This window comes from Agrobacterium sp. CNPSo 3708, from assembly GCF_028674915.1.
Classification (GTDB): Bacteria; Pseudomonadota; Alphaproteobacteria; order Rhizobiales; family Rhizobiaceae; genus Agrobacterium; species Agrobacterium cavarae.
Window position 1 is genome coordinate 105,760 of sequence record NZ_JAQZSF010000003.1, and the last position, 24,970, is coordinate 130,729.

Sequence of the window (24,970 nt, forward strand, 5' to 3'; positions counted from 1 at the left end):
GCTCGGCATCAGGATCGGCGAGGGCGCGGTGATCCGCAATCGCACAGATGATAGGGATATTTGTCTGCTGCAGGAAATGCACTGGTGAGACTGGCCAAGACCGATCGCATTCGGCGATGCAGGTCATGAGCAATGGGCACGTGCAATCGCTGCATAGTGGTTGTCGTTTGTTGGTGGAAGTTTGACGAAGGGACCTCACATGTTTCTAGTTTCTGTTTGGAAACGCGGATGTAAACATGGATTCATAAAGCGATAGGCAAACGAGGCAGCAGCATGGTTGAGCTCAAGCCCTTTATCTACATTCGTCATGGTGAGACGGATTGGAACCGTGCAGGACTGTTTCAGGGGCGAAGTGACATCGCACTGAACGAGAACGGGCGACGCCAAGCTCGCGCAGCAGCGTTCGATATGAAGGGCGTGCGTATTTCTAAGGTGTTGGTCAGTCCATTGCAAAGGGCGGTTGAGACCGCGACGCTTGCTTTCCCCAACGACCTCGATCGTGTTCAGGTTGAAGACCTTCTGATTGAGTGTGACTTTGGCAGTTTGGATGGCAAATCGATCAAAGAGGCGATGGAAGATAACGACATCACTCGAAAAGAGCAGTTGGCGGACATCATTCCAATAGATGGGGAAACCTGGTCAAGCGTACGGGAACGCTGCAATATGATTTTGGAAAGGGTCGCGGGACTTCAGACAGATGCATCAGTCGTTGTTCTGGTTGGGCATGATGCCATCTTTCAAGGACTATCCGAGATTTTGACAGGGCGCTGGTGTGACAGTCTGCACGGGCAGCCCTATTACTTTAAGCTGGATGGCAGTGGATGGCACATCACCCCATCTAAAAGTGCCTAGTGCATACCACCATAACCGACCAACCCTCCCATTCTCAGACGCACGGAGCCTGCTTGTGACGATCGATTTTAGACGTGGACGATGGTTGAACGAGCCGGTCGACGCGCAGGTCACGGAACACAGCCTGACGATGACGACGGATGCGAAGACGGATTTTTGGCGGGAGACCTATTATGGCTTCACCCGTGATACAGGCCATTTTCTCGGCGTACCAACAGCGGACGGGTTCACGGCGGAAATCCGCGTGCAAGGCGAGTTTCGCACCTTGTACGATCAGGCCGGTCTGATGGTGCGGATCGATGAGACCCGTTGGGTCAAGACGGGTGTCGAGTTCACCGACGGAGAGGCATTTCTGAGCACGGTTGTCACCAACGGACAATCGGACTGGTCTGTCTCGCAGCCTTTCAAACAGCTTGACGATTTCTACATGCGCGTCACGCTGTCAAAGGGGGCGATGCGGATACAGGCATCGCGAGACCGGAGCTATTGGCCCCTTCTTCGGCTTGCGTCTTTCCCAGTTGCGGAAACTTACGAAGTTGGTCCGACGGCCTGTACGCCGGAACGCAGCGGACTGAGCGTCCATTTCTCTGAGTTCACGATCGGTCCGGCGACCACAAAGGATCTCCACGATCTAAGCTGAAGACGAGAGGGCTGATGAAGGGCGATCACTCGCTGCCATGCCACCGGTTCGAACGAGCAGAATGGTGAGATAGTCCCGGAGTTCAAAATCTATCTCGATCTCTATCCGGACCATCGTCAATTACGGGCTTTTGAAATCCAGTGGCTGTCGTGGTTGTCATGTTGGGACGAACGGTCCCCAGGCATTTCTGCCTCGTCCAGTTGCTGTAGTAGATGTGAGAAAAGCTCGTCCGTCTGTACCGATCTTCTCGATGCAGAGCGTGATGCTTGCTTTATGGCGTCGTGGCTCAAAAACCTAGCCAAGCGATAGTCTTGTCCTGTCACTGATCTGTCCCTGTTGTTCCCCACCCGGCAAACAGTTCCGGGTGGATTAGGTTCCGCGGGTGTGCGGCATCCATCGTGAAAAACAGGGGCGCGCCCATTAATGAGACAGTTATGGTTTCACAGCCGTTACATGCAACCAGTCGGTCGGCTTGTTGTCGTAGCCGCTGCCCTTGGCTTCATCGATGGTGATCTGCTCCCATGGGAGTTGCTGGTAGACGTCCAGGAGCCAATCCCGAGAAGGGTAATTATAGAAGCGATCGAGTTCGTCGCGGCCTTCGGCCGTTCCGGCCTTATAGCTGGCATAGAAGACGCCCTTGTCTTTCAAGGCGGCATGAATGCGGGCGATGATCGATGGCAGGGTGGCGCGTGGCACGTGCAGCAGGCAGGCATTGGCCCAGATGCCGTCATAGGCGTTTTGCTCGGCAATGTCTTCGAACAGCAAGGTGCTGGTTGCGACGCCCAGCCGTTCTGCGGCTGCGCGTGCCATTTCAGGCGTGCCGTCGGTGGGATGGACGTCGAAGCCGCGGGCAAGCATGGCTTCGCTATCCTGGCCTGCGCCGCAGCCGAGTTCGAGAATGCGGCCGCCAGGCGGAAGCGCTGCGAGAAAGGCCTTAAGGCGAGGGGAGGCCTCTTCGCCTCGCGTGGTGTAGGCGGCAACTTCTCGGGCGTAGAAACCGATCGTATGGTCATCGCGGGCAGTCATGAATGCTCTCTCTCCTCAGTCACATTCCATTGAGGTAAAGCGCTTAGCAGTTTTGTGCGATCGTCTCTACCTCCGCCTGTTGGGTTCAATTCGCATCCAGGCTTGATGCGGGGACGTTGGTGCGCTGGCCACCACAAGTGTTTCAGAGCTTGACGATTTCAGAGCCGCACCACCATGATTGGGAGGAGCCGCAGGACGGACTCGTTCGTTTTCGTCAGAAAGGTGTGATGATGACGGTTGATGTGAGTCTGACATCGTACCCGGGTCTCGATGATCGCATTACGGTTATTCGGGCGGGTGATGAGGTCGATGCTGTGTTCGTCAGCACCGAGCGTTTCAACGTGCTGGTCGATACGCTGGGGACGCCAAGCCTGTGCCGGCGTGCGCTGGAGCTGCTTGCCGATCGCATGCGAGATCGACCGCTCATCGTCGTCAACTCGCATATGGACTGGGACCATTTCTGGGGCAATCGTGCCATCAGCGACGCGCCGATCATTGCCCATCAATCCGCGATCGATCGGTTGCGCAATCCGTCTGCGCTTCAAACGCTTGAACAGAAGAGAACGACCGAGCCCCGCTTTGACGAGGTCGAGCTTGTGTCACCGACATTGACCTTCAGCGGTGAGAGCATGACGCTGCATGGCGGGGATCTCAGCCTGCATCTTCTGCACACGCCCGGACACACGCCAGATCATCTTGCCGTCTGGATACCGGAGATCGAGACGTGCCTGGCGGTGGATGCGGTCGAGCATCCCATCCCGGAAGTTTGGAGCAGCTCGCCTGACGATCTGCGCACTCTCTGCTCCTCGTTGAATCTCATTCGCAGCCTGAAGCCGAAACAGCTTGTTCTTGCGCATGGTCAGACGAGTGACCCCGCCGTCTTAGACCGCAACATCGCCTATTTTGAAAACATTCAAAACGCCGTGGCTCTACTTCCTGCTTCTGCTCTGGAACACGAGGCTCTGCATGAGCGTGAAGGAATGAGGCTGGAAGACTTCGTCGATATTCCAGCGGGTATGTCTTTGGAAGCAATAGAGTTTTATAGACGCTGCCACAGCTCCAATCTCGCGGCTACAGTAGCGGCGCGGGGAGCGTCTTGATCTGTCAGCTGGACGATGAAGCCGAGTACAGCGTGGTGAAAGGTCCTGAAGACGCCTGTCGCGATTGATCGCAGAGTCCATTCAAACGGGCGTGGATTTTGGCTCTAAAGCATTGGCCCGAAAACCGGGCTCGATTTTCGCAACGGCGCCTTAACTCTGCGACTGACTCTGGCTCTGGGATTCATGCACGGTGACGGACACGCTCAGGCTTTCGCCAGAGACGCCGACGCGCATGCCCGACACTGGGGCGCAGTCGCGGTAGGATAGGCCCGTGGCGATGCGGACATAGCGCTCATCCGGGCAGATCTTGTTGGCCGCATCGAAGCCGACCCAGCCGAGGCCGGGAAGATGGGCTTCACCCCAGGCGTGGGTTGCCACCTGTTCTTCGACGCCTTCCATCATCAGGTAGCCGGAGACGTATCGGGCAGGATGGCCGAGCAGGCGGGAGGCGGCAATGAAGATATGGGCGTGGTCCTGGCAGACACCCTTGCCGGCTTCCAGCGCCTGTTCTGCCGTGGTTTCGGTCCCGGTGCTGCCGGTCTGATATTCGACCTCCAGGTGGATCAGGGCCATCAGTTCGTGAAGGCGTTCCAGTTCGGTGCTGCCTGAACTCTGTCGGGCGATCTCTCGTATCAGCTTGCCGGGCTTGGTCAGCGGCGTATCGCGCATGAAAAGCCAAAGCGGCGCGTTGCCGATATGCGCGCCGAAGACGCCTGCCTTGTCCTTCGTTTCCACTTCACCGCTTGCCGTAACCTTCACGGCGCGGCTCGGGCCTTCGCTTTCCACAAGCTCGATGCGGTTGCCGAAATGGTCGTCGTAGCGCGTCTCTACTGTCGCGCCCTCAACGACGACGTCCCAGTTCAGCACGGTCTGCATTGGGCCGCTGAGCGGTGTCAGGCGCAGGCGCTGAAGGGAGTATGGCACCACCTCTTCGTACAGATATTCGGTCGTGTGATTGATCTTCAGACGCATTCGCCCCGTATCCCCGTCTTGTACCGCCTACTGATAGAAGCGGTAACCTTCCGTGATTTCCTGACCCAGCTGGCCGTTCCTGTTGATGAAGGCTTCCAGGAACTCGTGCAGGCCCCGATCCATCACGCGGTCGATGGTGGTTTCCTTCAGTGTCGACAAAATGGCGTCCGACGTTTCGTGTGCCTTGTGCCGCTCGCCATAATCCTTGGCGAGATAGCCGAGGTTGCTGACGATCTTCTCATAGCAATAGGCGAGCGAACGCGGCATGCGGGCGTTGAGAATGAGGAAGTCGGCAATGTTGGCGGGTTTGTATTCCGCGTCATAGACCCAGCCATAGGAGCGGTGGGCCGACACCGAGCGCAGGATGGATTCCCATTGTGCATTGTCGAGCGAGGAACCGACCTGTGCTGCCGCAGGCAGAAGCACATAATATTTGACATCGAGAATGCGCGCGGTGTTGTCCGCCCGTTCGATGAACGTGCCGATGCGCGAGAAATTGTAGAGGTCGTTGCGCAGCATCGAACCGTGGAAGGCGCCGCGCACCAGGCCTGCCCGATGCTTAATGACATCGATGACATGCGGCATTTCCGCCGGTTTCAAGCGGCGTCCGAGCAGGCTCTTCAGCTCGATCCAGAACTCGTTGGTCGCTTCCCAGGTCTCGCGCGTCAGTGCGGTGCGCACCATGCGGGCGTTGTTGCGGCCGGAGTCGATGCAGGACATCACGCTCGACGGGTTGCTCTTGTCGCGCAGGAGATAGTCGATCGCATCTGCCGACGTGACCTTCTCGTTGTCTTTGAGAAAGGCTTCGCGAACGCCCGCACTTTGCAGCACGCCGTCCCAATCCTCATCCGCGCTGCCGCTTCGCGTCAACGAGACACGCAGGCCCGCATCGACGAGACGCGCGATGTTTTCGGCGCGCTCGATATAGCGGAACATCCAGTAGAGCCCGTTTGCAGTTCTTCCCAACATGGCTCAGTCCTCCAGTACCCAGGTGTCTTTGGTGCCGCCACCCTGGCTGGAATTGACCACGAGCGAACCCTGCTTGAGGGCCACGCGGGTCAATCCGCCTGGAATGATTTTGACCTTGTCGGACACAAGCACATAGGGACGAAGATCGACATGGCGTGGCGCGATGCCGTTCTTCACCATGATCGGAACAGTCGAGAGAGAAAGCGTCGGCTGGGCAATGTAATTGTTCGGCCGCGCGCGCAGCTTCTCGGCAAACAAGGCACGCTCCTTCTTCGAGGCTGTCGGGCCGACCAGCATGCCGTAACCACCGGAGCCGTGCACTTCCTTGACGACGAGATCGGCGAGATTGTCGAGCACGTATTTCAGGCTGTCCGGTTCCGAACAGCGCCATGTCGGCACGTTTTCCAGAAGCGGCTTGCGGCCGGTATAGAACTCGACGATTTCCGGCATGTAGGAATAGATCGCCTTGTCATCGGAAATACCGGTGCCGGGCGCATTGGCGATGGTGATGTTGCCGGCGCGGTAGACATCCATGATGCCGGGAATGCCAAGCGCCGAATCCGGGCGGAAGGTGAGGGGATCGAGGAAATCGTCGTCGACCCGGCGATAGAGCACGTCGATGGCTTCATAGCCTTGCGTGGTGCGCATCTTCACCTTGCCGTCCATGACGCGCAGGTCCGAACCTTCCACCAGTTCCACGCCCATCATGTCGGCCAGGAAGGAATGCTCGTAATAGGCGGAGTTGTGGATGCCGGGGGTCAACACCGCAACGCGTGGCTTGCCCTTGCAGCCGGGCGGCGCAAGCGACGCCAGCGACTGGCGCAGTTGATAGGGGTAGTCCTCGACGCGCTGAACCCGGTTCTCATGGAAGAGTTCGGGGAACATCTGCATCATGGTTTCGCGGTTTTCCAGCATGTAGCTGACGCCCGACGGCGTTCTGGCATTGTCTTCCAGCACGTAGAACTGGTCTTCGCCGGTGCGCACGATGTCGGTACCGACAATGTGGGTGTAGACGCCGCCCGGCGGCCGGAAGCCGATCATCTGCGGCAGGAAGGCTTCGTTCTTCTCGATCAGCTCGCGGGGAATACGACCTGCCTTGATGATTTCCTGCTTGTGGTAGATGTCGTCCAGAAAGGCGTTGAGCGCGATGACGCGCTGTTCGATGCCCTGGGCAAGCTTGCGCCACTCCTTGCCGGAAATGATGCGCGGAATGATGTCAAAGGGGATGAGCTTTTCGGCGCTGTCGGCGTGGCCATAGACGGCAAAGGTGATGCCGGTTCTGCGGAAGATGTTTTCCGCGTCCTTGGATTTCTGGATCAGATGCGACCGGTCCTGTCGGCTATACCAGTCGTTGTAGTTTGCGTATGGGCTTCGCGGCGTGGTGTCCGCATTTATCATTTCATCAAATGCCAACTTTCAGATCCCCTTTTTGTACATTTGAATACAAGGTTGGAAGCAATGCAAGCCGCATGAGCGGTCGGCGATCCAGATTTTTTGGGCCGCCTCGGTCCCTCAAAGCGACTGAAAATAAAGCAATCTTTCCCTCTCAGCATCAAAATGCGGCAGCGCGTGGAAAGTTCATTCCGTGTTGGTAGAATTGCGGAGGTTTTTACGCCCGATGCGAGGGCTCAATGCCTATAAATTGAGCGCATTTTTATTATGCGTCCTTCCCCCAGAATTGAGTGCCGGAGAAGAAGATGCGGCGCGGCCAAGGCAGAATAAGAATGGACTCGGCAGAGGGATGTGGTGCTCGCTCGTCCTTAACCTCCGGGCAGGGATATTAGATATTTGTTAACCATAAAAATATACCTCTGGTTAAATCGAAAGATTCGTGACGGCAGGGGGTAATATGTCGATTTCGCGTCGTGGTGTCCTGTTTGGGTTGCCACTTTTCCTGGCAGGCTGTGCAAGTATCAATCCCGCGGGCCAGCGGCAGAACTATGCGGCTCTGCCGAATGAGCAATTTCCCATGGCAGCCATGCCGCTTGAGAAGATCAAGCCGGAACTGCGCCGCCAGGAAGTGGCCTATGAAACCACCTATCCGGCAGGAACCGTGGTCGTCGACACACCGGCACGCCGCCTCTATTTCGTTCTCGGCGATGGCCGCGCCGTTCGCTACGGTGTGGGTGTCGGTCGACAGGGTCTGGCGCTGAAGGGCAATGCCTATGTGGGCCGCAAGGCCGAATGGCCAAGCTGGACGCCGACCCCGAACATGATCCGCCGCGAGCCGGAACGGAACCTGAAATATGCCGGCGGCATGCCAGGCGGCCTTAACAACCCGCTGGGTGCGCGTGCGCTTTATCTTTATCGCAACGGCAATGACACGATGTTCCGCCTGCATGGCACAAACCAGCCGCAGTCGATCGGACACGCCATGTCGAGTGGTTGTATCCGTATGCTCAACCACGATATCATCGACCTTTACGAGCGCGTTCCAGTCGGCGCCCGCGTGGTCGTGATCCAGGCCTGAAGCATCTCATTAACGCCCTGATCGGGCGTTAGAGCGGCCTTGTTGAACAATGAGGCCGCCCCAATGGCCCGATCGGTGGGGCGCTTTCAACCTGATATGAAGGTATGCGCATGTGCCGTTTTCTTGCCTATTCCGGCTCACCTGTCTGGCTCGACACTCTGCTGATCGAGCCGGAGAGTTCGCTGATCAGCCAGTCGCTTGCCGCAAGGGAAGCCAAGACGGTGGTGAACGGCGATGGGTGCGGGATCGGCTGGTATGGCGAAAGACCGGAGCCGGGCATTTATCGCGGCATCCTGCCCGCATGGTCTGACAGGAACCTCACCTCGCTTTGTCATCAAATCCGCGCTGGCATGTTTCTGGCGCATGTGCGCTCCGCCACCACCGGCGGCGTTTCCATGGCCAACTGCCATCCCTTCGGTTTTGGCCGACACCTCTTCATGCATAACGGCCAGATCGGCGGCTATGAGAAGGTGAAGCGCGCCATCGAGGCGCATATTTCCGATGATGTTTACTGCTCGCGGGCCGGCAATGGCGATAGCGAGGCGATGTTCCTGATTGCCGCTGGCCTCGGTCTCGATAAGGACCCGGTCGATGCGCTTTCGCGCACCATCGAAATCTGCATGGATGTGGTGCTGGATGCAGGCGTGGATCAACCCATTCGTTTCAGCGCCATCCACGCCGATGGCGATACGCTGCATGCCTTTCGCTGGTCGAGCGACGCCCGCCCACCGACCCTTTACTGGCGCAATATGGGAGAGGGCATCGCCATCGCCTCCGAACCCTTCGGCACTGGCGGCGAGATGTGGGAAATCATCCCTGCCAATACAGTGGCGACGGTGACCAAGGGCAAGATCGAGTTCAAGCCCTTCACGCCTTACTATCGCGATGCGGTTCTGATGACCGCTTGAGTGCGGTGTGCCGTCAACCGAAACCTAAAATATGTGGATTAATTTCTGGCGCCAATAGATGCTGCCGGTTGAATTCCGCTAGGCGAGGCGGGAAACGGACCATTTTTTCAACTCAACGGAGAGTTGCGCCTGTGGCTGATAGATCTCCTTCTTTTCGATAGCGGAAATGTGATTATCGAGCGCTCGATTTCGCGCCTATCGACGAAGCGCAACCCAGAGCAAATGCGATGACCGTATTTCCATCGTATGAGCTTCAACCCTTTGTTTTTAAGCATTTCTAGACACGAAGCTAAGCACCGCCGCTGGAAATGCGCCAATCAGGAACGCTTGAATGTCGGTATTTGAAAAATTGTCCCGTTACCAGCCTAACGCCCTTGCAGCACTGCGCATCATCGCCGCACTTCTCTTTATCGAACACGGCACGCAGAAGCTGTTCGGCTTTCCTCCTTCTACAATGGAAGGCTCGCTTCCGCCGCTTCTTCTTGCGGCCGCTCTGCTGGAACTCGTCGGCGGCATTCTCATCCTCGTTGGCCTCTTCACCCGCCCGGTTGCCTTCATTCTCTCCGGCCAGATGGCCTTTGCCTATTTCATGGCACACGCGCCGAAGAGCTTCTTCCCCGCCATCAATGGCGGTGATGCTGCAATCCTCTTCTGCTTCGTCTTCCTGTTCTTGGTGACCGCCGGTCCGGGCGCGTTCGCAGTCGACAAGCGTTAAGACGCCCTTGTTCGCCGTCATCCTTGGGCTCGACCCACGGATGACGGAGAGCGGGCTATTGGGATTCAACCGCAACTCCCATCGGAGGCGCTTAAAGTCGGTGCCGTCTCGATTTTCGGAAAGCACGATGCGTCGATTCAAAAAGGTAAAGCACCCTTTGAGGGTCCAATAGGACACGGCGCTTTAAAACGCTTCCAGCGCGCCCTTCGGTAGCCACTGGCTGATCTTGGCGCGCAGCAGTTCGGGACTGATGGGTTTTGAGACATAGTCGTCCATGCCAGACGCCAAGCACAATTCGCTGTCCAGATCCAAAGCATGTGCCGTAACGCCGATGATCGGCACGCGGCCGAGGCGGCCGTCTTCGTCATCTTCCGTCTGACGGATGGATTGGGTGGCGTGGTAGCCGCTCATGACCGGCATCGACACGTCCATCAAGATGAGCGCCGGGCTCTCCTTGCGCCAGGCTTCCACGGCCTTCTTGCCATTGGCGACGATGCGGAAGCTGAGTCCCGTTTGCTGCAGGATCTGGCTGAAGACGATCTGGTTGACATCATTGTCTTCAGCCACCAGCACATCGATGCCGGAGCCGTTCTTGCGGGGCGGCTGCGGCAGGTGAAACGGCTGGTCATCCTCGACAGGTGCGGGGATCGAAGGCGAGGGGATGTCCGTCAGAGCAGGAGCGGGAATGAGCGCTTCCAGCGTCTCGCGAAGCTTTCGCCTGCGAACCGGCTTGGCAAGGTAGGCTTCAGCGTTCTCGCAAGCGTCTTTCTCTCCAAGCGCGGTCAGCAGGATCACGGGTATGTCCTGCATGCCGGGATGACGGCGGAGGTAATCGACCACGTCATTGGCACGCATATCGGGCATCGCTTCATCGACAAGGATGGCGGCGGGGCGCAGACCGAGCGCTACGGCTTCCTCCAGAACGGCAAGCCCGGTTGTGCCGTCTTCGGCGGCATAGGCGTCCAGCTTCCAGTCGCTGAGGTGTCTTGTCAGGATATCGCGGCTCATCGGATTGCCGTCGATCACCAGGATGCTTGCATGGGCAGGCCATGGAGGTGTGACGGGTTGTGCCGAAATCACGGAAACTGGAAGTGTCACGGTGAAGACCGATCCACTATTCTCTTCGCTTTTCGCCTCGATCCGGCCACCGAACAGAGACACGATACTGAGGGTTTCAGCGAGCCCGGCTGCGGCGGGTGCAGAACGACTCGTTTGACCAAGGATAGAGGCAAGCTGCTCCTGCGACATGCCGATGCCGGTATCTTCGACGGTCAGCCGAAGTGAGGCACTGTCCGCAACGTTCTCAGCCTTCAGCCTGATAATGACATGACCGGACCTGGTGAAGTGGATGGCGTTGCTGACGAGGTGGGTGACGATCTGGCGCAAGCGCGCTGCGTCCGCTTCGATCGTGATCTCTGCCGATGAATCGATGTCGGTAAAGAGTGTCAGCCCCTTCTCTTCCGCATGAAACGCGAGCAGCGACGCAATCTCTTCCACCAGATCGGCGGGATCGAAGAGGCTGGTCTGCAAGGATGCTGAGGCGTCAGTCGCAGAGGCGCTCAGCACAGCGTCCAGGCTTCGCAGCAACGCGTTGCCGGAGTGAACGATTGCGTCCGCATAGGTTTTTTGTCGGGTGTCGAGGTCGGTTCGGGCCAGCGCGTCTGCCATGCGAAGAATGCCGGTGAGCGGCGTCTTGATCTCGGAGAGCCACCGGGCGGCGTCGCCGCGGCGCCGACCACCTTCTTCTGCACCCTGACCGTCATTTTCCATGACACTGACCGAATTCGGCCGCGGCGCACTGTCGAAGTCCGGCATCTTTTCGAAGACTTCGTAGAGGAAGATCTGCCCGGCCTCGTCGATGAAGCGCTCGCATCGCAGGGTCTGCGCCTCGGGCAAGATGCCCCGGCATGTGGCGACCTCGTCGGTGGCGAAGACGAGACAGCGGCGTTCCTTGTCCTCCCGCTCCACATCGTCCGCGGTGTTGAAGATGAGGCGGCTGGTTTGCCCGGCGAAGTCTTGTTGGTTCTTTCCGGCAAAGCGGGCATAGGCTGCGTTGACGCAGATATAGCGCAACTCGCTGTTCTTGACGCAAGCCGGCAGGTGCAGGGACGAAACGCCCTGGCAAGCCTTTTCCAACAAGCTGCCCTCGATACTCAAGCCGTACTCCGCACCATCAATGGAATCAAAATATCTTTAATCTGATCGCAAGCTAGGAGAGGTGAGCATGAAAAACCATGGGCGACCAAGGCTTTTCACGCTTTTTTAACCATAAGCATCAGGTTGGGAGCGTGGTGCCTGCGAAAGAATTGCTTGACTTTTTTCGGCAAAACGACCACATGCCTGTCAAGCTTTCACCTTCCACAGCCGCGTGAGCTGTAGCGTCCACTTGAAAATTATACGCACGCATGAAGGAAAAGCGCAGGCAATACAGAATACGGCGACCCTTCGCCGGTGCTCAGCGCAGAAAGTCATTTCAACCACCAAGTTCCCAATTCACGCGGGGTTCTTGACGCCAAGACAACCGGACAGCATGGGCTGAACCGGCTGAAGCGTTTTGGCGCCCCGAAAGGTATTCTATTGACCAGTTTTAACGAACTCGGCCTCTCCGAAAAGCTCGTGGCTGCGGTCACCGCTCTCGGTTACACGACACCAACACCTATTCAGGCGAAAGCCATTCCCTTCCTCATGGAAGGTCGCGACGTCATTGGTCTGGCTCAGACCGGCACCGGCAAGACCGCTGCATTCGGCCTGCCGATGATCGAAATGCTGATGAAGCATGCCGAACGTCCTGCAAACCGCACCACCCGCTCCCTGATCCTTGCGCCGACGCGCGAGCTGGTCAACCAGATCGGTGAAAGCCTGCGCGCCTTCGTGAAGAAGACGCCGCTTCGCATCAACCAGGTAGTCGGCGGCGCATCCATCAACAAGCAGCAGCTGCAGCTGGAAAAGGGCACCGACATTCTCGTTGCCACGCCTGGCCGCCTGCTCGACCTGATCGCGCGCAACGCGATTTCGTTGTCCAAGGTCACGCATCTCGTTCTCGACGAAGCCGACCAGATGCTGGATCTCGGCTTCATTCACGATCTGCGCAAGATTTCGAAGATGGTGCCTGCCAAGCGTCAGACGCTTCTCTTTTCGGCGACCATGCCGAAGACGATTGCCGATCTCGCTGGTAGCTACCTGACCGATCCGGTCAAGGTGGAAGTGACACCTCCGGGCAAGGCTGCCGACAAGGTGGAGCAGTATGTTCACTTCGTTGCCGGCAAGAACGACAAGACGGACCTTCTGAAGAAGTCTCTGTCGGAAAACCCCGATGGCCGCGCCATCGTCTTCCTTCGCACCAAGCATGGTGCCGAAAAGCTCTACAAGCATCTTGAGCATATCGGCTTCAAGGTCGCGTCGATCCATGGCAACAAGAGCCAGGGCCAGCGCGAGCGCGCGTTGAAGGGCTTCAAGGATGGTGAAGTCAAGGTGCTGGTGGCGACGGACGTTGCTGCACGTGGTATCGACATTCCTGCCGTGACGCATGTCTTCAACTACGATCTGCCGGAAGTGGCGGATGCCTATGTGCACCGTATCGGCCGTACGGCCCGTGCCGGTCGCGATGGTATTGCGATTGCATTCTGCGCACCGGACGAAACCCGCCTGCTGCACGACATCGAAAAGCTGATGAAGATCGAAATTCCGGTCCTCTCCGGCGAGCGTCCAGAAGGTCTTGCCAGCCCGACCCGTGGCAGCGGCAACCGTGGCGGTCGTGGAAACGGCGCCGGTAATGGCGGTCGTCGTCAGGGTGGCGAGCGCGGCGAGCGTGCGCATGGCGATCGTCCGGCCCGTGCTCATCGTGAGGGCGGTCCCCGTGAAGGTGGTCATCGCGACGGTGGACGTCGCAATGGCGATTTCCGTGGACAGCGTGCGGGCGAGTTCGCTCCTGTCGAACGCGACAACGATCTGGAAGTCACATCCGACTTCAAGCGTACCAAGGTTGAAGGTGCCGAAGGCGCCAAGGCTGCAGGTCCGCGCAAGCATCGTGGCGGCCAGGGCCGTCCTGCCCGCAAGGCTGGCTCCTTTGCCGCCGCCGGTCAGGCTCGTCCTGCCGGTAACGCCGGTCGCGGTCGCAAGCGCGGCTGATATAGCTTTGTAAAACTGGAAACGCCCGGACGATGATCCGGGCGTTTTTGTTTTGGGTATCTTGTCGATGGGACGGCGAGGCTACTCGGCCGATCTGCTATCGCCCTGCTTCGTGCCGCAGAGCATTTCGCGCTTGCCGGCAAAGCCCTTTCGGCGCTCGACTGCAAAGCCTGCGGACTGCAAGTTTCGGCGGACAAAGCCCGCGGCGGCATAGGTGGCGAAGGTTCCGCGCTCTTGCGTCTTGTCGTAGATCGCGCTCATGATCTCCACCGACCACATGTCCGGATTGCGCGATGGCGCAAAGCCATCGAGGTACCAGGCGTCGAAGACAAGGTCGCTTTGCTTGATACCCTGTAACGCCTCGCCGCAGACGACGGTGAGCTTCGTCTGCTCATCCAGTTGCAGCTCAACGATACCGTGGGGCTCTTCCGGCCAAAGCGCAACGAGGGCCTGACGCTCGGCATTCACCTCGGGCCAGCGCGAGAGCGCCCGGTCGATCTCTGCGGCGCGCATCGGGTAAAGCTCGAAGGACACAAAGTGCAATGTCTGACCAGGCTTGCGCGCAATCCTCCACTGCCGCCATGTCTCGGTGAGATTGAGCGCGGTGCCGAAGCCGAGTTCTCCGATCACGAAGGTTTCTTTCGGGTGATCTTCCCAGCGATCCGGCAGTCCGTTGCCGTTGAGAGAGACATGCTCGCATTCCAGCCGCCCCTCGGTCTGGCAATAAAAATGATCGCCAAAGGCCAGGGAATAGGGCATATCGCCCTCTCGCCAATCCAGCATGTTGTTGCCGGTGCTGTCCGGTCTTGCGTCTTCGGGATGTGTCATGGTCCAAGCCGATAGTCTTCCCGATCACCAAGGTCAATCGCCTTGGCCCTCCAGTGCCGCGCTGCTGATTGTCGGCGGCGGCATCATGGGCCTGTGGGCGGCGCTGAAGGCGGACCGTCTGGGGATCGATACGGTGCTGGTCGATGCCGGCCAAACGGGAAGCGGCGCAAGCGGCGGCCTGCTCGGCGCCCTGATGCCGCATATGCCAGATCGCTGGAACGACAAGAAGCAGTTTCAGTTCGATGCGCTTCTGACGCTTGAAGACGAGATTGCGCAGCTGGAAGCCGAATCCGGCATGTCGGCCGGTTACCGGCGATGCGGGCGCATCATCCCGCTGCCGAAGCCGCATCTGCGGCCCATCGCCGAACGCCACCGCCAGGAGGCGCTGACCAATTGGGATCAGCAGGGGCAGCGTTTTCACTGGCATGTGCTGGACGCGCCGCCCGTGGAAAACTGGGTCGATGCATCCGCGGGGCAGGCGGGCTTTGTGCATGATACCTTTGCCGCCAAGGTCTCGCCGCGGGCTTTGGTTGCAGCACTCACTGCGCGTCTCAAAGCTTCGCGGCACGTGCGTGTCGTAGAGGGCCAACGGGTTGTCTCGCTGGGAAAAGAGCGCGTCGCGCATTTCGATGACGGCGCGCGCCTGTCATTTTCCCATGCCATTGTCTCGGCGGGCCATACGTCGTTTCCACTCTTGACGCAGGCATTTGCTCTTGCCGCCGAGCCAGCACTGGGGCAGGCGGTGAAGGGTCAGGCCGCCCTGTTGCGGGCGACGATCGATCCCGCCATGCCGGTGGTCTTCCTCAACGGGCTTTACATCGTGCCGCATGAGGACGGAACGGTTGCGATCGGCAGCACCAGCGAGGAAGATTTTGCCGATGCCTTCAGCACCGATGCGAAGCTGGACGCTCTGATGGATGCGGCAAGGGAAATTGTGCCGGCGCTTTCAACGGCCGAGGTCATCGAGCGTTGGGCCGGTCTTCGTCCAAAAGCAATTGGTCGTGATCCGATGGTGGGCGCACATCCTGATCATCCTCAGATCGTTGCCCTGACCGGCGGCTTCAAGGTGAGCTTCGGTCTGGCGCATCGTCTTGCGAATGCTGCGCTTTGCGCCGTTCAGGGCCAGGATATGGATGTGCCTTTGGGCTTCCGCACCGAAACGCACCTGGCTCTCGTTCACGGAAATCTTTGATTCGTCTTCGTTTTGCGTCGTCAATCTGTCACGCAAATCACCTATCTGCTGTCGCCATGCACATACAGACGTAAATCCCAGTTGAGCGGGGCGAGGTGACGACGCATGCGGTACGCCATTCATTACACGCCTTCCCCGAACGACCCGATGACCTTTGCTGCTGCATCGTGGCTTGGTCGTGACGTCTATTCCGGCCACAGCGTCGAGCCGCCGCCGCAGACCGGGCTTGGGATGCAGGAACTCTCCTACTTCACTGCACTTCCGCGCCGATACGGTTTCCACGGCGCGATCAAGGCGCCGTTTTACCTTGCCGAAGGCATGACCGAAGCCGGGCTTCTGCGCGACCTGATGCGGTTTGCCGGCACGCACCAGCCCTTCACGCTGCCGCCGCTCGAAATCGCCAAGCTGGGCAACAGCTATGGGCTCGTCCCATCCTGGCCGTCGGAGACGCTGAATTTCCTCGCCGCAAGCGTGGTGCAGGACTTCGACCGCTACCGCGCGCCTCTGTCGGATGCCGATATCGACCGGGCCGATCCGCACCGGCTCTCTGCCGCCCAACTGACCAATCTGCATCGCTGGGGACACCCTTACGTCATGGATGAGTTTCGTTTTCAGATGACGCTGACCGGCGCCATCGTGCCAGCCGATTGCGCTCGCCTGGAGCGGGCCTTGCGAAGCGTTTTCGCCGCCCTGCTGGAGCGACCGCTGGAGTTTGCCAATCTGGCGCTCTTCGTCGAAGAGGAGCCGGGGGCGCCTTTCAGGGTGCATTCGCTGCATCCCATGGGCCGCGTCTCGGCGCGCAAGATCGCCTGATTGCAAGGCGCGCTGGACGTTTCAGCCCAGCGTAAAAGCAGTGGGCGCTTTTGGTGAAATTGCGCTGAAACGCTCTCGACTTTCCGGTCTGCGATGCTACCGTTCACGAAATTTCGTGAAGGTGATTTGATGATTTCCGCAGACTATCCCCGCAATCTCATTGGTTATGGCCGCAACGCTCCCGATCCGAAATGGCCGGGAGAGGCGCGCATCGCCGTGCAATTCGTCATCAATTATGAAGAGGGCGGGGAAAGCTGCATTCTCGACAATGACAAGGCGTCGGAATCGCTGCTCTCCGAAATCGTCGGGGCGCAGCCTTGGGCCGGTCAGCGCAACCTCAACATGGAATCGATCTACGAATATGGCTCGCGCGCCGGTTTCTGGCGTCTCTGGCGCATGTTCACGTCGCTCGGCGTAACCACCACTGTCTATGGCGTGACCTCCGCCATGGCGCGCAATCCGGAAGCGGTTGCGGCGATGAAGGAAGCGGGATGGGAAATCGCCAGCCACGGCTATCGCTGGCTGGAATATAAGGATTTTTCCGCAGAGGAAGAGCGCAAACACATTCTCGAAGCGGTGCGGCTGCACACGGAACTGACGGGCGAACGGCCCTACGGCATGTATCAGGGCAAGCCGTCGGACCATACGCTGAAGCTGGTGATGGAGGAGGGTGGCTTCCTCTATTCCTCCGATTCCTACGCCGACGATCTGCCCTATTGGGTCAAGGGTTCGAAGAACGATCCGTTCCTGATCATCCCCTATACGCTTGAAACCAACGACATGCGCTTTGCCACGCCGCAGGGCTTCAATTCCGGCGATCAGTTCTACACCTATCTGAAGGATGCCTTTGACGTGCTCTATCAGGAGGGCGTGGAAGGCTCCGCCAAGATGATGAGCGTCGGGCTTCATTGCCGTCTGGTCGGTCGTCCGGGACGTGCGGCAGCGCTTCGCCGTTTCATCGAATATGTGCTCGGCCACGAGAAGGTCTGGATACCGCAGCGCATCGACATCGCGCGCCACTGGCATGAGCATCACAAGCCGGAGGCGCTTTGATGCTAGAGCGCGACGATTTCATCAGCCGTTTCGGCGGCGTCTTCGAGCATTCGCCCTTCATTGCCGAACGCGCCTATGGTGCAGGTCTGGTGGTGGAGCCGCTGACGGCGAAAGGTGTTCACGGGGCATTGTGCGTTCCGTTTCGTGCCGCCTCTTATGAGGAGCGTCTCGGCGTCTTGCGGGCGCATCCCGATCTTGCCGGTAAGCTCGCTATTGCCGGCGGGCTGACAGAGGACAGCAAAAAGGAGCAGGCCGGTGCCGGGCTCGATCGGCTGACGCCGGAAGAGCATGCGCGCTTCACCGCGCTCAATACGGCCTATGTCGAGAAGAACGGTTTTCCGTTCATCATCGCAGTGAAGGGGCTCAACAAGGACGATATTCTGCGTGCCTTCGAAGAGCGCATTCACAATGATGCCGAACAGGAGTTTGCCACGGCAACCGCACAGGTGGAGAAGATCGCTTACTTGCGCCTTTCCGCGCTGTTGCCTGAGGCTGCTGCCTGAGGCGGCGGCTTTCCATGCGGCCTTTTGCGCCCTATATTCCCCGCCAGCAAAGGATTTAGGCGATGAGACCGTCGGACGTGCTGGAGCAGAATCGAGAGGCGATCCGCGAAGCGACCAAGCGCTTCAATGCGGCCAACCCGCGCGTCTTCGGTTCGGTGGCGCGCGGCGAGGACCGGCCGGACAGCGATCTCGATATTCTAGTCGATGCCTTGCCAGGGACGACGCTCTTCGATCTCGGCGGGTTGCTGGAGGAGCTTTCGGACATGATGAGAGGGACTAATGTCCATCTTCTCACGGCGGGCGATCTTCCTGAGCGCATTCGCTTTCGGGTCGTAGAAGAAGCAAGGCCGATATGAGATCGGACAGCCTGCTTCAGCATATCGAGACGATCGAGACGATCGCGTCGAGAGTTCAGAGCTTCGTGCGGGATATGGACGAAGCGTCGTTCCGCTCCGACACGCGGACCCAGATGGCGGTGATGCTATGCTTGTTTCTCATCGGCGAAGCCATGATCAAGATTGACGGTGAGGCACCGGAATTCTTGCCGCAGCATCCCAATGTGCCTTGGGCACCGATCAGAGATATGCGAGACCTCATTCTGCTTGACTATGTCCAGGTCGAGCTGCCTGCCATCTGGCGGGCGGTCACTGAAATCATCCCCGATCTGCAAGAGGGTGTTGCCACCATCCGGAACTGGCGCGCGCAAGGTGAATAAGCATTGAGTGAATTTCTGGAAATCCGCCCTTTGGAGCGCGAAGCCTTTCGTGCCTTTGGCGATGTCATCGAAGCCGATCCGTCGACGATGCGCCTCATCAATGGCGGCAATACCGAGCGGTATCATGCGCTCGCTCAAGCCGATGTGGTCGGTGAGGGCGCGCGCGTGGTGATCAACCTCTTTCGCGGCACGCCCCGACACTTTCCCCATGCCATTGATATGATGGAGCGGCATCCGTTTGGCAGCCAGAGCTTTTCGCCGCTCTCAGCGCGACCGTTTCTGGTGGTGGTCGCGGAGGATGAGGGTGGCAAGCCCGGTCGGCCCCAGGCTTATCTCGCAGCGCCCGGCCAAGGAGTGAACTATCATCGCAATGTCTGGCACCATCCGCTGATGACAATTGGTGAGACGAGCGACTTTCTGGTGGTGGACCGCGATGGTCCAGGCATCAATCTGGAAGAGTATTTTTACGAGCAACCCTTTTTCATAGCGGAGCCACGTCCATGACCGGCCTGACGACCCATGTTCTCGATGCTGCCCACGGTACGCCTGCGCAAGGACTGAAAATCGATCTCTACCGGCTGGATGGTGAGCGTCGCGAGAAGCTGAAGAGCGTGGAAACCAATAGCGATGGCCGGGTGGATGGCGGGCCGCTGCTGGTGGGTGAGGATTTCCGCGCGGGGCAATATGAGCTGGTCTTCCATGCCGGCGATTATCTGCGCCAGAAAGGCCTTGTGCTGCCGGAACCGGCTTTCCTCGATATCATTCCGATCCGCTTCGGCATCGCCGATGAGGCCGGGCATTACCACGTGCCGCTGCTGCTTTCGCCCTTCAGCTACTCCACTTATCGCGGGAGCTGATCGTCATGATCTTTGCTGCGATTGCCGACGTCCACGGAAACCATGCAGCACTTGAAGCGGTGCTGGCCGATATTGAAAAGCTTGGCATCACCGACATCGTCAATCTCGGCGATTGTTTCAGCGGTCCGCTGGAAGCGGGGCGCACCGCGAGATTGCTGATCGATCGAGGCATTCCGACGGTGCGGGGCAATCATGACCGCGCCTTGATCGAGGAGCAGCCCGATGAGATGGGGTCGTGGGAAAAGACGATCTACCCGCAGCTTTCTCCATCGGATCTCGAATGGCTGAAAGCGCTGCCATTCGACATGGTGTTCAAGGACGTGGCCTATTGCTGCCATGGTTCACCGGCTGGCGATCTGGACTATTGGCTGGAGCGTATCCTGCCGGAAGGTGTGCTGCATCTGCGTGCCCGCGCCGAGATCGAAGCGCTCGCCCGCAGCATCGATCAGCCGATCATGCTTTGCGGCCACACCCATCTTGCCCGCACCTTGCAGCTTTCCGACGGTCGCCTGATCGTCAATCCGGGTAGTGTGGGTTGTCCCGGCTGGAAGGATGACGAGCCGGTCTATCATCAGGTCGATGTCGGCCATGGCCTGGCGTCATATGCGGTTCTCGAAGACACCGCACATGGCTTTCAGGTGACCCATCGCAATATCCGCTATGACGTAGCGCCCATGGCAGCATTGGCTCGCGAGAATGGCATGGACCGCGTCGGCAACGCGATCGAGAGCGGCTGGTTGGACTGAACTGGCCTGATCTGGGCGGAGCTCTGCTGTCAGAGCTCAGCCGTTGCTGGTCATGACCACGCAGGAATAGGAGCGTGCCTTCAGATCCTTGCAGGCCGAAAGCGCCTCTGCCTGAGTGTCGAAGCCGGTGAAGCGGGCGCGGTAGAGTGTTGCGCCGCCGGTTCTGACCGCTTCGGTATAGGGTGCTACACCGGCATGGCCGGAGGATAGCGAATCCTTGGCAGATTTCAGCATGGAGAGGGCGGCGGCTTCCGAGTCGGTTGCGGCGATCTGCACTTCCCAGCGGCTTCTGCCTGGAGGAACGGCGGATGGGGCTGCGACGGAAGTCTGCATTATATCGGCCATCATGCCATCTGCCGCCGCAATCTGATTGGCGATCGGGTCATGGCGCTCGGCAAACATCGGCAGAGGTACCACGGAGGGTGGCGTGTCGAAGGTGCGGCTGGTGCTGGCGCTGGCGACCAATTGTTCGGTGTCGCGCGAACGCGATGCTTTCGGAAGGGTACGGTCAAGCAGCGCGACGACCTGATTGTCGCGTCGTTGGGCGCTCTGTCCACCCAAGACCACGGCGACGACGCTGCGGCCATTGTGATTGACGGCGCTGACGATGTTGAAGCCGGAGGCGTTGGTGTAGCCGGTCTTGATGCCGTCGACGCCCTTGTAGCGCGTTAGCAGGCGGTTATGGCCACGGATCGTCTTGCCGCGAAAGGTGAAGGATGTGGAGCTGAACATCTTGTATTCGCGGGGGAAATCCCGCTGCAATGCGAGGCCGAGTTTCGCCATGTCGCGTGCGGTGGTGACTTGCGATTTGTTCGGCAGACCCGATGCATTGCGGAACACGGTTTTCGTCATGCCAAGCTGGCGCGCCTTGCGCGTCATCATGTCGGCAAAGCGGGCTTCGGAGCCGCCAAGATAATCGCCCATGCCTTCGGCGAGATCATTGGCGGATTTGACGATCATGCCATAGACGGCTTCGCGTACCGTGAAGGTCGTGCCGGCGCGGACATAAAGCTTGGAGGGAATGGTCGCCGCGCCATTCTTCGACATGGTGATGCGCTGATCCCAGGTGATGCGGCCCTTATGCAGCGCCTCGAACGTCAGATAGAGGGTCATCATCTTGGTTAGCGATGCGGGATATTTCAGCTGATCGGCATTCTGCGAATCCAGCACCTTTCCAGAATTCGCATCGATGACGATATGCGCATAGCGTGCCTGCGCTGGTGCTGCCCCGAAAGTGAGGATCGCGCAGAAAAATGCCAAAGCGAAAAGCCACGCTTCAGCCGTTCCCCGTCTGATCTTACCCGACATGAAATTCCCCTTACTGCCCATCGAATGTGGGTTCGTCCCGAAGCTGCCCGTTCCGCATAAGGTAACGCCGCTTTCGGGCAACAAAACCGTTCAAAGTTTAAAGACTGCCTTCATGCTTAATTAAGTATGAAAATCGACCCCCACTGGTGGCGGGTCAGATTTGGGGCTTGGCGGGTGGATGAAGGGTTTCTGCAGTGCTTCGGACGGCTGTGTCAGGGGGCTCGGCACGATAGCAATCACGCGGAAGGGCCATCTAGGAGTGCTGAGTTTCCGGGGTTTTTTAGGTGCTCACCACACAAGGCGGGTCGTCCACACGGCAGGTGGCAGAAGCGCTCGGCAGATCAACCGGCGTCCATCTTGAGAGCCGCCTACAGGCATGTCGCCCTCACGTCATTGTGAGGGCGCCGGAACGTCGGATCGGTGCGGTGGTGCGATGATCAGGCGTTCTGAACGAGGATGCTGCGATCGATATCGGTGATCAGACGCTTGCCGCAGAGCGCCATGGTGATGTCCATTTCCTTGCGGATGATCTCGAGCGCCGTCGTCACGCCAAGCTTTCCGTTTGCGCCGAGACCGTAGAGGAAGGGGCGGCCGATATAGGTGCCCTTGGCGCCGAGCGCGATGGCTTTCAGCACGTCCTGACCAGAACGGATGCCGCCATCCATATGGACTTCGATCCTGTCACCCACGGCATCGACGATCTTCGGCAGCATGGCGATGGAGGAGAGTGCGCCATCCAACTGACGACCGCCATGGTTGGAGACGATGATGGCATCCGCACCCGTGTCAGCCGCAGCACGGGCATCTTCCTCATCGAGAATGCCCTTGAGGATCAGCTTGCCGCCCCAGCGTTCCTTGATCCATTCCACATCCTTCCAGGAGAGGCGCGGGTCGAACTGCTCTGCCGTCCAGGAAGAGAGGGAGGAAAGATCGGACACATTCTTGGCATGGCCGACAATGTTGCCGAAGCTGCGACGCTTGGTCTGCAGCATGTCGAGGCACCATTTCGGCCGCGTCGCCATCTGCCAGATGTGCTTGGGCGTGAATTTCGGCGGGGCAGAAAGGCCGTTGCGCAGATCCTTGTGGCGCTGGCCGAGGATCTGAAGGTCGAGCGTCAGGACCAGCGCCGAGCACTTGGCGGCCTTTGCCCGGTCGATCAGGTTGTTGATGAAGTCGCGGTCCTTCATCACGTAAAGCTGGAACCAGAAGGGTCGCGAGGTGACGGAGGCGACATCCTCGATCGAGCAGATGCTCATGGTCGAAAGGGTGAAGGGAACACCGAACTCTTCGGCGGCTTTGGCCGCCAGCATCTCACCATCGGCGTGCTGCATGCCGGTGAGGCCCGTTGGGGAGAGGGCGACCGGCATCGAGACCTTCTCGCCAATCATCTCCGTTTCCAGCGAACGATTGGTCATGTCCACCAGCACGCGCTGGCGCAGCTTTATCTTTTGAAAATCGTCCTCATTGGCGCGGTAAGTGCCTTCGGTCCATGCGCCGCTATCGGCATAGTCGAAGAACATTTTCGGCACGCGGCGTTGCGCCTGCTTCTTCAGGTCCGCGATGGTGAGGATTTTGCTCATGGATAAAGCCTTCAAATTTGAATGACAGTCGGCCATAGCACGGATTTCGGCACCATGTCACCGGAATCGTTGCGCAAGCGGTCAGGAAAGGGTGCTCACCTCGCGTGTTACGCCGCAAGGGCAAAGCAGCATTCATCCGTTCGCGGAATGAAGCTCCAGTTCGACTGCCTTGCCCGCCAGCCGTGCAATGTCCAGCAGGCGCGCGAGGCTTACTCCGTTGCGCGCCATGGCAGAAAGGCCGGCCATGCTTGAGCAGACGAAGTCGGCCAGCCGATCTGCCTTGTCGGGAAATTTTTGGGCGATGTGAGATCGGATGACCTGGCCTGCCGCCGCGTAGAACACCCTTGCGGCGTTTCGGGCATCCTCATCATCGCAGCGGGTGCTTTCGATCACCAGACATCCTCTGGCCTCGGGATCTGCCGCATATCGCCGCGCAGCATCTTCCATCACCGCCGTCAGGCTTTCGCCGATGGGCCTATCCGACTGCAACAGATCTGGCAGCGGGATAGCGTCGGTCCTGTTGTACTGATCGAGGACCCGCCGGTAGAGACCGAGCTTGCTGCCAAAGGCGGCGTAAAAGCTTGGCGGGTTGATTCCGAGTGCCGCCGTGATCTCCGCGACACCCAGCGCATCGAAGCCGCGCGCGTGGAAGAGATGCTTTGCCGTTGTAACGGCCTCGTCAGGATCGAAGCGGCGCGGGCGGCCTCGGGGCTTGGAGATTTTTGTATCGTTCATTACATAATGCCTTGACCAAGATACTCTTTGGGTATTTATGTATCGATCATTACGTTAATCTTCAAGGAAGCACAGACCATGTTCGAAGGAAAATCCATTCTGGTGCTCGGCGCCAGCCGTGGCATCGGCGCTGCCATCGTGCGCCGTTTCGCAGCCGATGGCGCGAAGGTCACATTCACCTATGGCGCCTCGAAAGATGCGGCGGAGAGCCTGGCGAGCGAAACGGGAAGCACCGCTATCCAGGCCGATAGCGCTAACAGAGATGCGGTTATCAAGGTCGTGCGCGAGAGCGGCCCTCTTGATATCCTGGTCGTCAATTCCGGCATCGCCATCTTCGGGGATGCCCTCGAACAGGACCCGGATGCAATCGATCGTCTTTTCCAGATCAACATCCAGACGCCCTATCACGCATCGGTCGAGGCGGCGCGGCAGATGCCGGACGGCGGGCGCATCATCGTCATCGGCTCGGTAAATGGCGACCGGATGCCGGTGCCTGGCATGGCGTCCTATGCGGTCAGCAAGTCGGCGCTGCAGGGACTCGCAAGAGGGCTTGCGCGTGACTTCGGACCCCGAGGCATCACCATCAATGTCGTGCAGCCTGGCCCGATCGATACCGACGCCAATCCTGAAAGTGGGCCGATGAAGGATCTGATGCACAGCTTCATGGCGATCAAGCGCCATGGCCGCCCGGAAGAAGTGGCCGGCATGGTGGCCTGGCTTTCCGGCCCGGAAGCGGGCTTCGTGACCGGCGCGATGCACACGATCGACGGCGCCTTTGGTGCCTGATGTGAACAGGGCGGAGGGAGCCGGGTGGCTTCCTTCGCCTTTCCTACGGGATAAGAGCCACCAGCCGCGGTCGG

26 protein-coding genes are annotated in these 24,970 nt (G+C 59.0%); 17 read left to right on the top strand and 9 right to left on the bottom strand.

Going from position 1 to position 24,970, the window contains the following annotated elements; all coding sequences use genetic code 11:
* The first annotated feature begins 273 nt into the window (after positions 1 to 273).
* Positions 274 to 852 carry a histidine phosphatase family protein gene (locus PVA19_RS08040; protein ID WP_274101928.1) on the top strand — a complete coding sequence of 193 codons (579 nt, stop codon included), beginning with the start codon at positions 274 to 276 and terminating at the stop codon, positions 850 to 852.
* Positions 853 to 907: 55 nt separating this feature from the next.
* Entirely contained in the window at positions 908 to 1,492 is a 585-nt protein-coding gene (locus PVA19_RS08045) for a DUF1349 domain-containing protein (RefSeq protein WP_274101929.1), read from the top strand.
* A 432-nt stretch (positions 1,493 to 1,924) separates the two neighbouring features.
* Here the strand turns inward: PVA19_RS08045 and PVA19_RS08050 are convergent, their stop codons facing one another.
* On the bottom strand, positions 1,925 to 2,518 hold the full coding sequence (locus PVA19_RS08050; protein ID WP_274101930.1) for a class I SAM-dependent methyltransferase: 594 nt from the start codon (positions 2,516 to 2,518) through the stop codon (positions 1,925 to 1,927).
* A gap of 230 nt (positions 2,519 to 2,748) precedes the next feature.
* On the opposite strand from PVA19_RS08050, the gene PVA19_RS08055 reads away from it, so the two are divergent.
* Positions 2,749 to 3,618 carry an MBL fold metallo-hydrolase gene (locus tag PVA19_RS08055; protein ID WP_274101931.1) on the top strand — a complete coding sequence of 290 codons (870 nt, stop codon included), beginning with the start codon at positions 2,749 to 2,751 and terminating at the stop codon, positions 3,616 to 3,618.
* A gap of 150 nt (positions 3,619 to 3,768) precedes the next feature.
* On the opposite strand, the gene PVA19_RS08060 is transcribed toward PVA19_RS08055, so the two are convergent.
* From PVA19_RS08060 to PVA19_RS08070, 3 genes are read right to left on the bottom strand one after another with little or no spacing between them, the layout of a single operon-like run.
* Positions 3,769 to 4,590 carry a transglutaminase family protein gene (locus PVA19_RS08060; RefSeq protein ID WP_062598759.1) on the bottom strand — a complete coding sequence of 274 codons (822 nt, stop codon included), beginning with the start codon at positions 4,588 to 4,590 and terminating at the stop codon, positions 3,769 to 3,771.
* 27 nt (positions 4,591 to 4,617) lie between these two features.
* Positions 4,618 to 5,559, bottom strand: coding sequence for an alpha-E domain-containing protein (locus tag PVA19_RS08065; RefSeq protein WP_062426289.1), 942 nt, complete (start codon positions 5,557 to 5,559; stop codon positions 4,618 to 4,620).
* A gap of 3 nt (positions 5,560 to 5,562) precedes the next feature.
* On the bottom strand, positions 5,563 to 6,972 hold the full coding sequence (locus PVA19_RS08070) for a circularly permuted type 2 ATP-grasp protein (RefSeq protein ID WP_062426290.1): 1,410 nt from the start codon (positions 6,970 to 6,972) through the stop codon (positions 5,563 to 5,565).
* A 436-nt stretch (positions 6,973 to 7,408) separates the two neighbouring features.
* Between PVA19_RS08070 and PVA19_RS08075 the strand changes: the two genes are divergently transcribed.
* The 3 genes from PVA19_RS08075 (at position 7,409) to PVA19_RS08085 (ending at position 9,652) form a co-directional block, all read left to right on the top strand.
* Positions 7,409 to 8,029 carry a L,D-transpeptidase gene (locus tag PVA19_RS08075; RefSeq protein WP_062426291.1) on the top strand — a complete coding sequence of 207 codons (621 nt, stop codon included), beginning with the start codon at positions 7,409 to 7,411 and terminating at the stop codon, positions 8,027 to 8,029.
* A 110-nt stretch (positions 8,030 to 8,139) separates the two neighbouring features.
* Complete coding sequence (locus tag PVA19_RS08080; protein WP_062440083.1) at positions 8,140 to 8,937, top strand: class II glutamine amidotransferase; 798 nt, start codon at positions 8,140 to 8,142, stop codon at positions 8,935 to 8,937.
* Between the two features lie 331 nt (positions 8,938 to 9,268).
* On the top strand, positions 9,269 to 9,652 hold the full coding sequence (locus PVA19_RS08085) for a DoxX family protein (RefSeq protein WP_274101932.1): 384 nt from the start codon (positions 9,269 to 9,271) through the stop codon (positions 9,650 to 9,652).
* A gap of 183 nt (positions 9,653 to 9,835) precedes the next feature.
* Here the strand turns inward: PVA19_RS08085 and PVA19_RS08090 are convergent, their stop codons facing one another.
* Complete coding sequence (locus PVA19_RS08090; protein ID WP_274101934.1) at positions 9,836 to 11,809, bottom strand: response regulator; 1,974 nt, start codon at positions 11,807 to 11,809, stop codon at positions 9,836 to 9,838.
* Between the two features lie 420 nt (positions 11,810 to 12,229).
* Between PVA19_RS08090 and PVA19_RS08095 the strand changes: the two genes are divergently transcribed.
* Complete coding sequence (locus PVA19_RS08095; protein ID WP_112360016.1) at positions 12,230 to 13,780, top strand: DEAD/DEAH box helicase; 1,551 nt, start codon at positions 12,230 to 12,232, stop codon at positions 13,778 to 13,780.
* Between the two features lie 81 nt (positions 13,781 to 13,861).
* On the opposite strand, the gene mnmD is transcribed toward PVA19_RS08095, so the two are convergent.
* A complete protein-coding gene (gene mnmD / locus PVA19_RS08100; protein ID WP_274101935.1) occupies positions 13,862 to 14,608 on the bottom strand; it encodes a tRNA (5-methylaminomethyl-2-thiouridine)(34)-methyltransferase MnmD in 747 nt (248 codons plus the stop codon).
* Here mnmD and PVA19_RS08105 point away from each other — a divergent pair.
* The 9 genes from PVA19_RS08105 (at position 14,607) to PVA19_RS08145 (ending at position 20,487) form a co-directional block, all read left to right on the top strand.
* The gene (locus PVA19_RS08105) at positions 14,607 to 15,800 is read left to right on the top strand and encodes an NAD(P)/FAD-dependent oxidoreductase (RefSeq protein WP_274101937.1); all 1,194 of its coding nucleotides are present in this window, start codon (positions 14,607 to 14,609) and stop codon (positions 15,798 to 15,800) included. The genes mnmD and PVA19_RS08105 overlap by 2 nt on opposite strands.
* A 105-nt stretch (positions 15,801 to 15,905) precedes the next feature.
* Positions 15,906 to 16,613 carry a DUF1045 domain-containing protein gene (locus PVA19_RS08110; RefSeq protein ID WP_113180647.1) on the top strand — a complete coding sequence of 236 codons (708 nt, stop codon included), beginning with the start codon at positions 15,906 to 15,908 and terminating at the stop codon, positions 16,611 to 16,613.
* A 129-nt stretch (positions 16,614 to 16,742) separates the two neighbouring features.
* Entirely contained in the window at positions 16,743 to 17,666 is a 924-nt protein-coding gene (gene puuE / locus PVA19_RS08115; RefSeq protein WP_274101940.1) for an allantoinase PuuE, read from the top strand.
* Positions 17,666 to 18,169 (top strand): 2-oxo-4-hydroxy-4-carboxy-5-ureidoimidazoline decarboxylase, encoded by a 504-nt coding sequence (uraD, locus tag PVA19_RS08120; RefSeq protein WP_274101941.1) that lies wholly within the window; start codon positions 17,666 to 17,668, stop codon positions 18,167 to 18,169. The genes puuE and uraD overlap by 1 nt, the downstream gene beginning before the upstream one ends.
* Positions 18,170 to 18,231: 62 nt before the next feature.
* A complete protein-coding gene (locus PVA19_RS08125; protein ID WP_274101942.1) occupies positions 18,232 to 18,525 on the top strand; it encodes a nucleotidyltransferase family protein in 294 nt (97 codons plus the stop codon).
* Positions 18,522 to 18,884 (top strand): HepT-like ribonuclease domain-containing protein, encoded by a 363-nt coding sequence (locus PVA19_RS08130; RefSeq protein ID WP_274101943.1) that lies wholly within the window; start codon positions 18,522 to 18,524, stop codon positions 18,882 to 18,884. The genes PVA19_RS08125 and PVA19_RS08130 overlap by 4 nt, the downstream gene beginning before the upstream one ends.
* A gap of 3 nt (positions 18,885 to 18,887) precedes the next feature.
* Positions 18,888 to 19,388, top strand: a complete 501-nt coding sequence (locus PVA19_RS08135) for an ureidoglycolate lyase (RefSeq protein ID WP_274101945.1) — start codon at positions 18,888 to 18,890, stop codon at positions 19,386 to 19,388.
* Positions 19,385 to 19,741 carry a hydroxyisourate hydrolase gene (gene uraH / locus PVA19_RS08140; protein WP_112359937.1) on the top strand — a complete coding sequence of 119 codons (357 nt, stop codon included), beginning with the start codon at positions 19,385 to 19,387 and terminating at the stop codon, positions 19,739 to 19,741. Before PVA19_RS08135 ends, uraH begins: the two co-directional genes overlap by 4 nt.
* A 5-nt stretch (positions 19,742 to 19,746) precedes the next feature.
* Complete coding sequence (locus PVA19_RS08145; protein ID WP_274101947.1) at positions 19,747 to 20,487, top strand: metallophosphoesterase family protein; 741 nt, start codon at positions 19,747 to 19,749, stop codon at positions 20,485 to 20,487.
* 36 nt (positions 20,488 to 20,523) lie between these two features.
* On the opposite strand, the gene PVA19_RS08150 is transcribed toward PVA19_RS08145, so the two are convergent.
* From PVA19_RS08150 to PVA19_RS08160, 3 genes are all read right to left on the bottom strand, one after another.
* Positions 20,524 to 21,795: a D-alanyl-D-alanine carboxypeptidase gene (locus PVA19_RS08150; RefSeq protein WP_274101949.1), complete on the bottom strand. Its 1,272-nt coding sequence runs from the start codon at positions 21,793 to 21,795 to the stop codon at positions 20,524 to 20,526.
* 437 nt (positions 21,796 to 22,232) lie between these two features.
* Positions 22,233 to 23,375, bottom strand: a complete 1,143-nt coding sequence (locus tag PVA19_RS08155; protein WP_062426306.1) for an alpha-hydroxy acid oxidase — start codon at positions 23,373 to 23,375, stop codon at positions 22,233 to 22,235.
* A 132-nt stretch (positions 23,376 to 23,507) separates the two neighbouring features.
* A complete protein-coding gene (locus PVA19_RS08160; RefSeq protein ID WP_274101952.1) occupies positions 23,508 to 24,110 on the bottom strand; it encodes a TetR/AcrR family transcriptional regulator in 603 nt (200 codons plus the stop codon).
* A 78-nt stretch (positions 24,111 to 24,188) separates the two neighbouring features.
* Between PVA19_RS08160 and bdcA the strand changes: the two genes are divergently transcribed.
* Complete coding sequence (bdcA, locus tag PVA19_RS08165; protein WP_113261603.1) at positions 24,189 to 24,896, top strand: SDR family oxidoreductase; 708 nt, start codon at positions 24,189 to 24,191, stop codon at positions 24,894 to 24,896.
* Positions 24,897 to 24,970 lie beyond the last annotated feature (74 nt).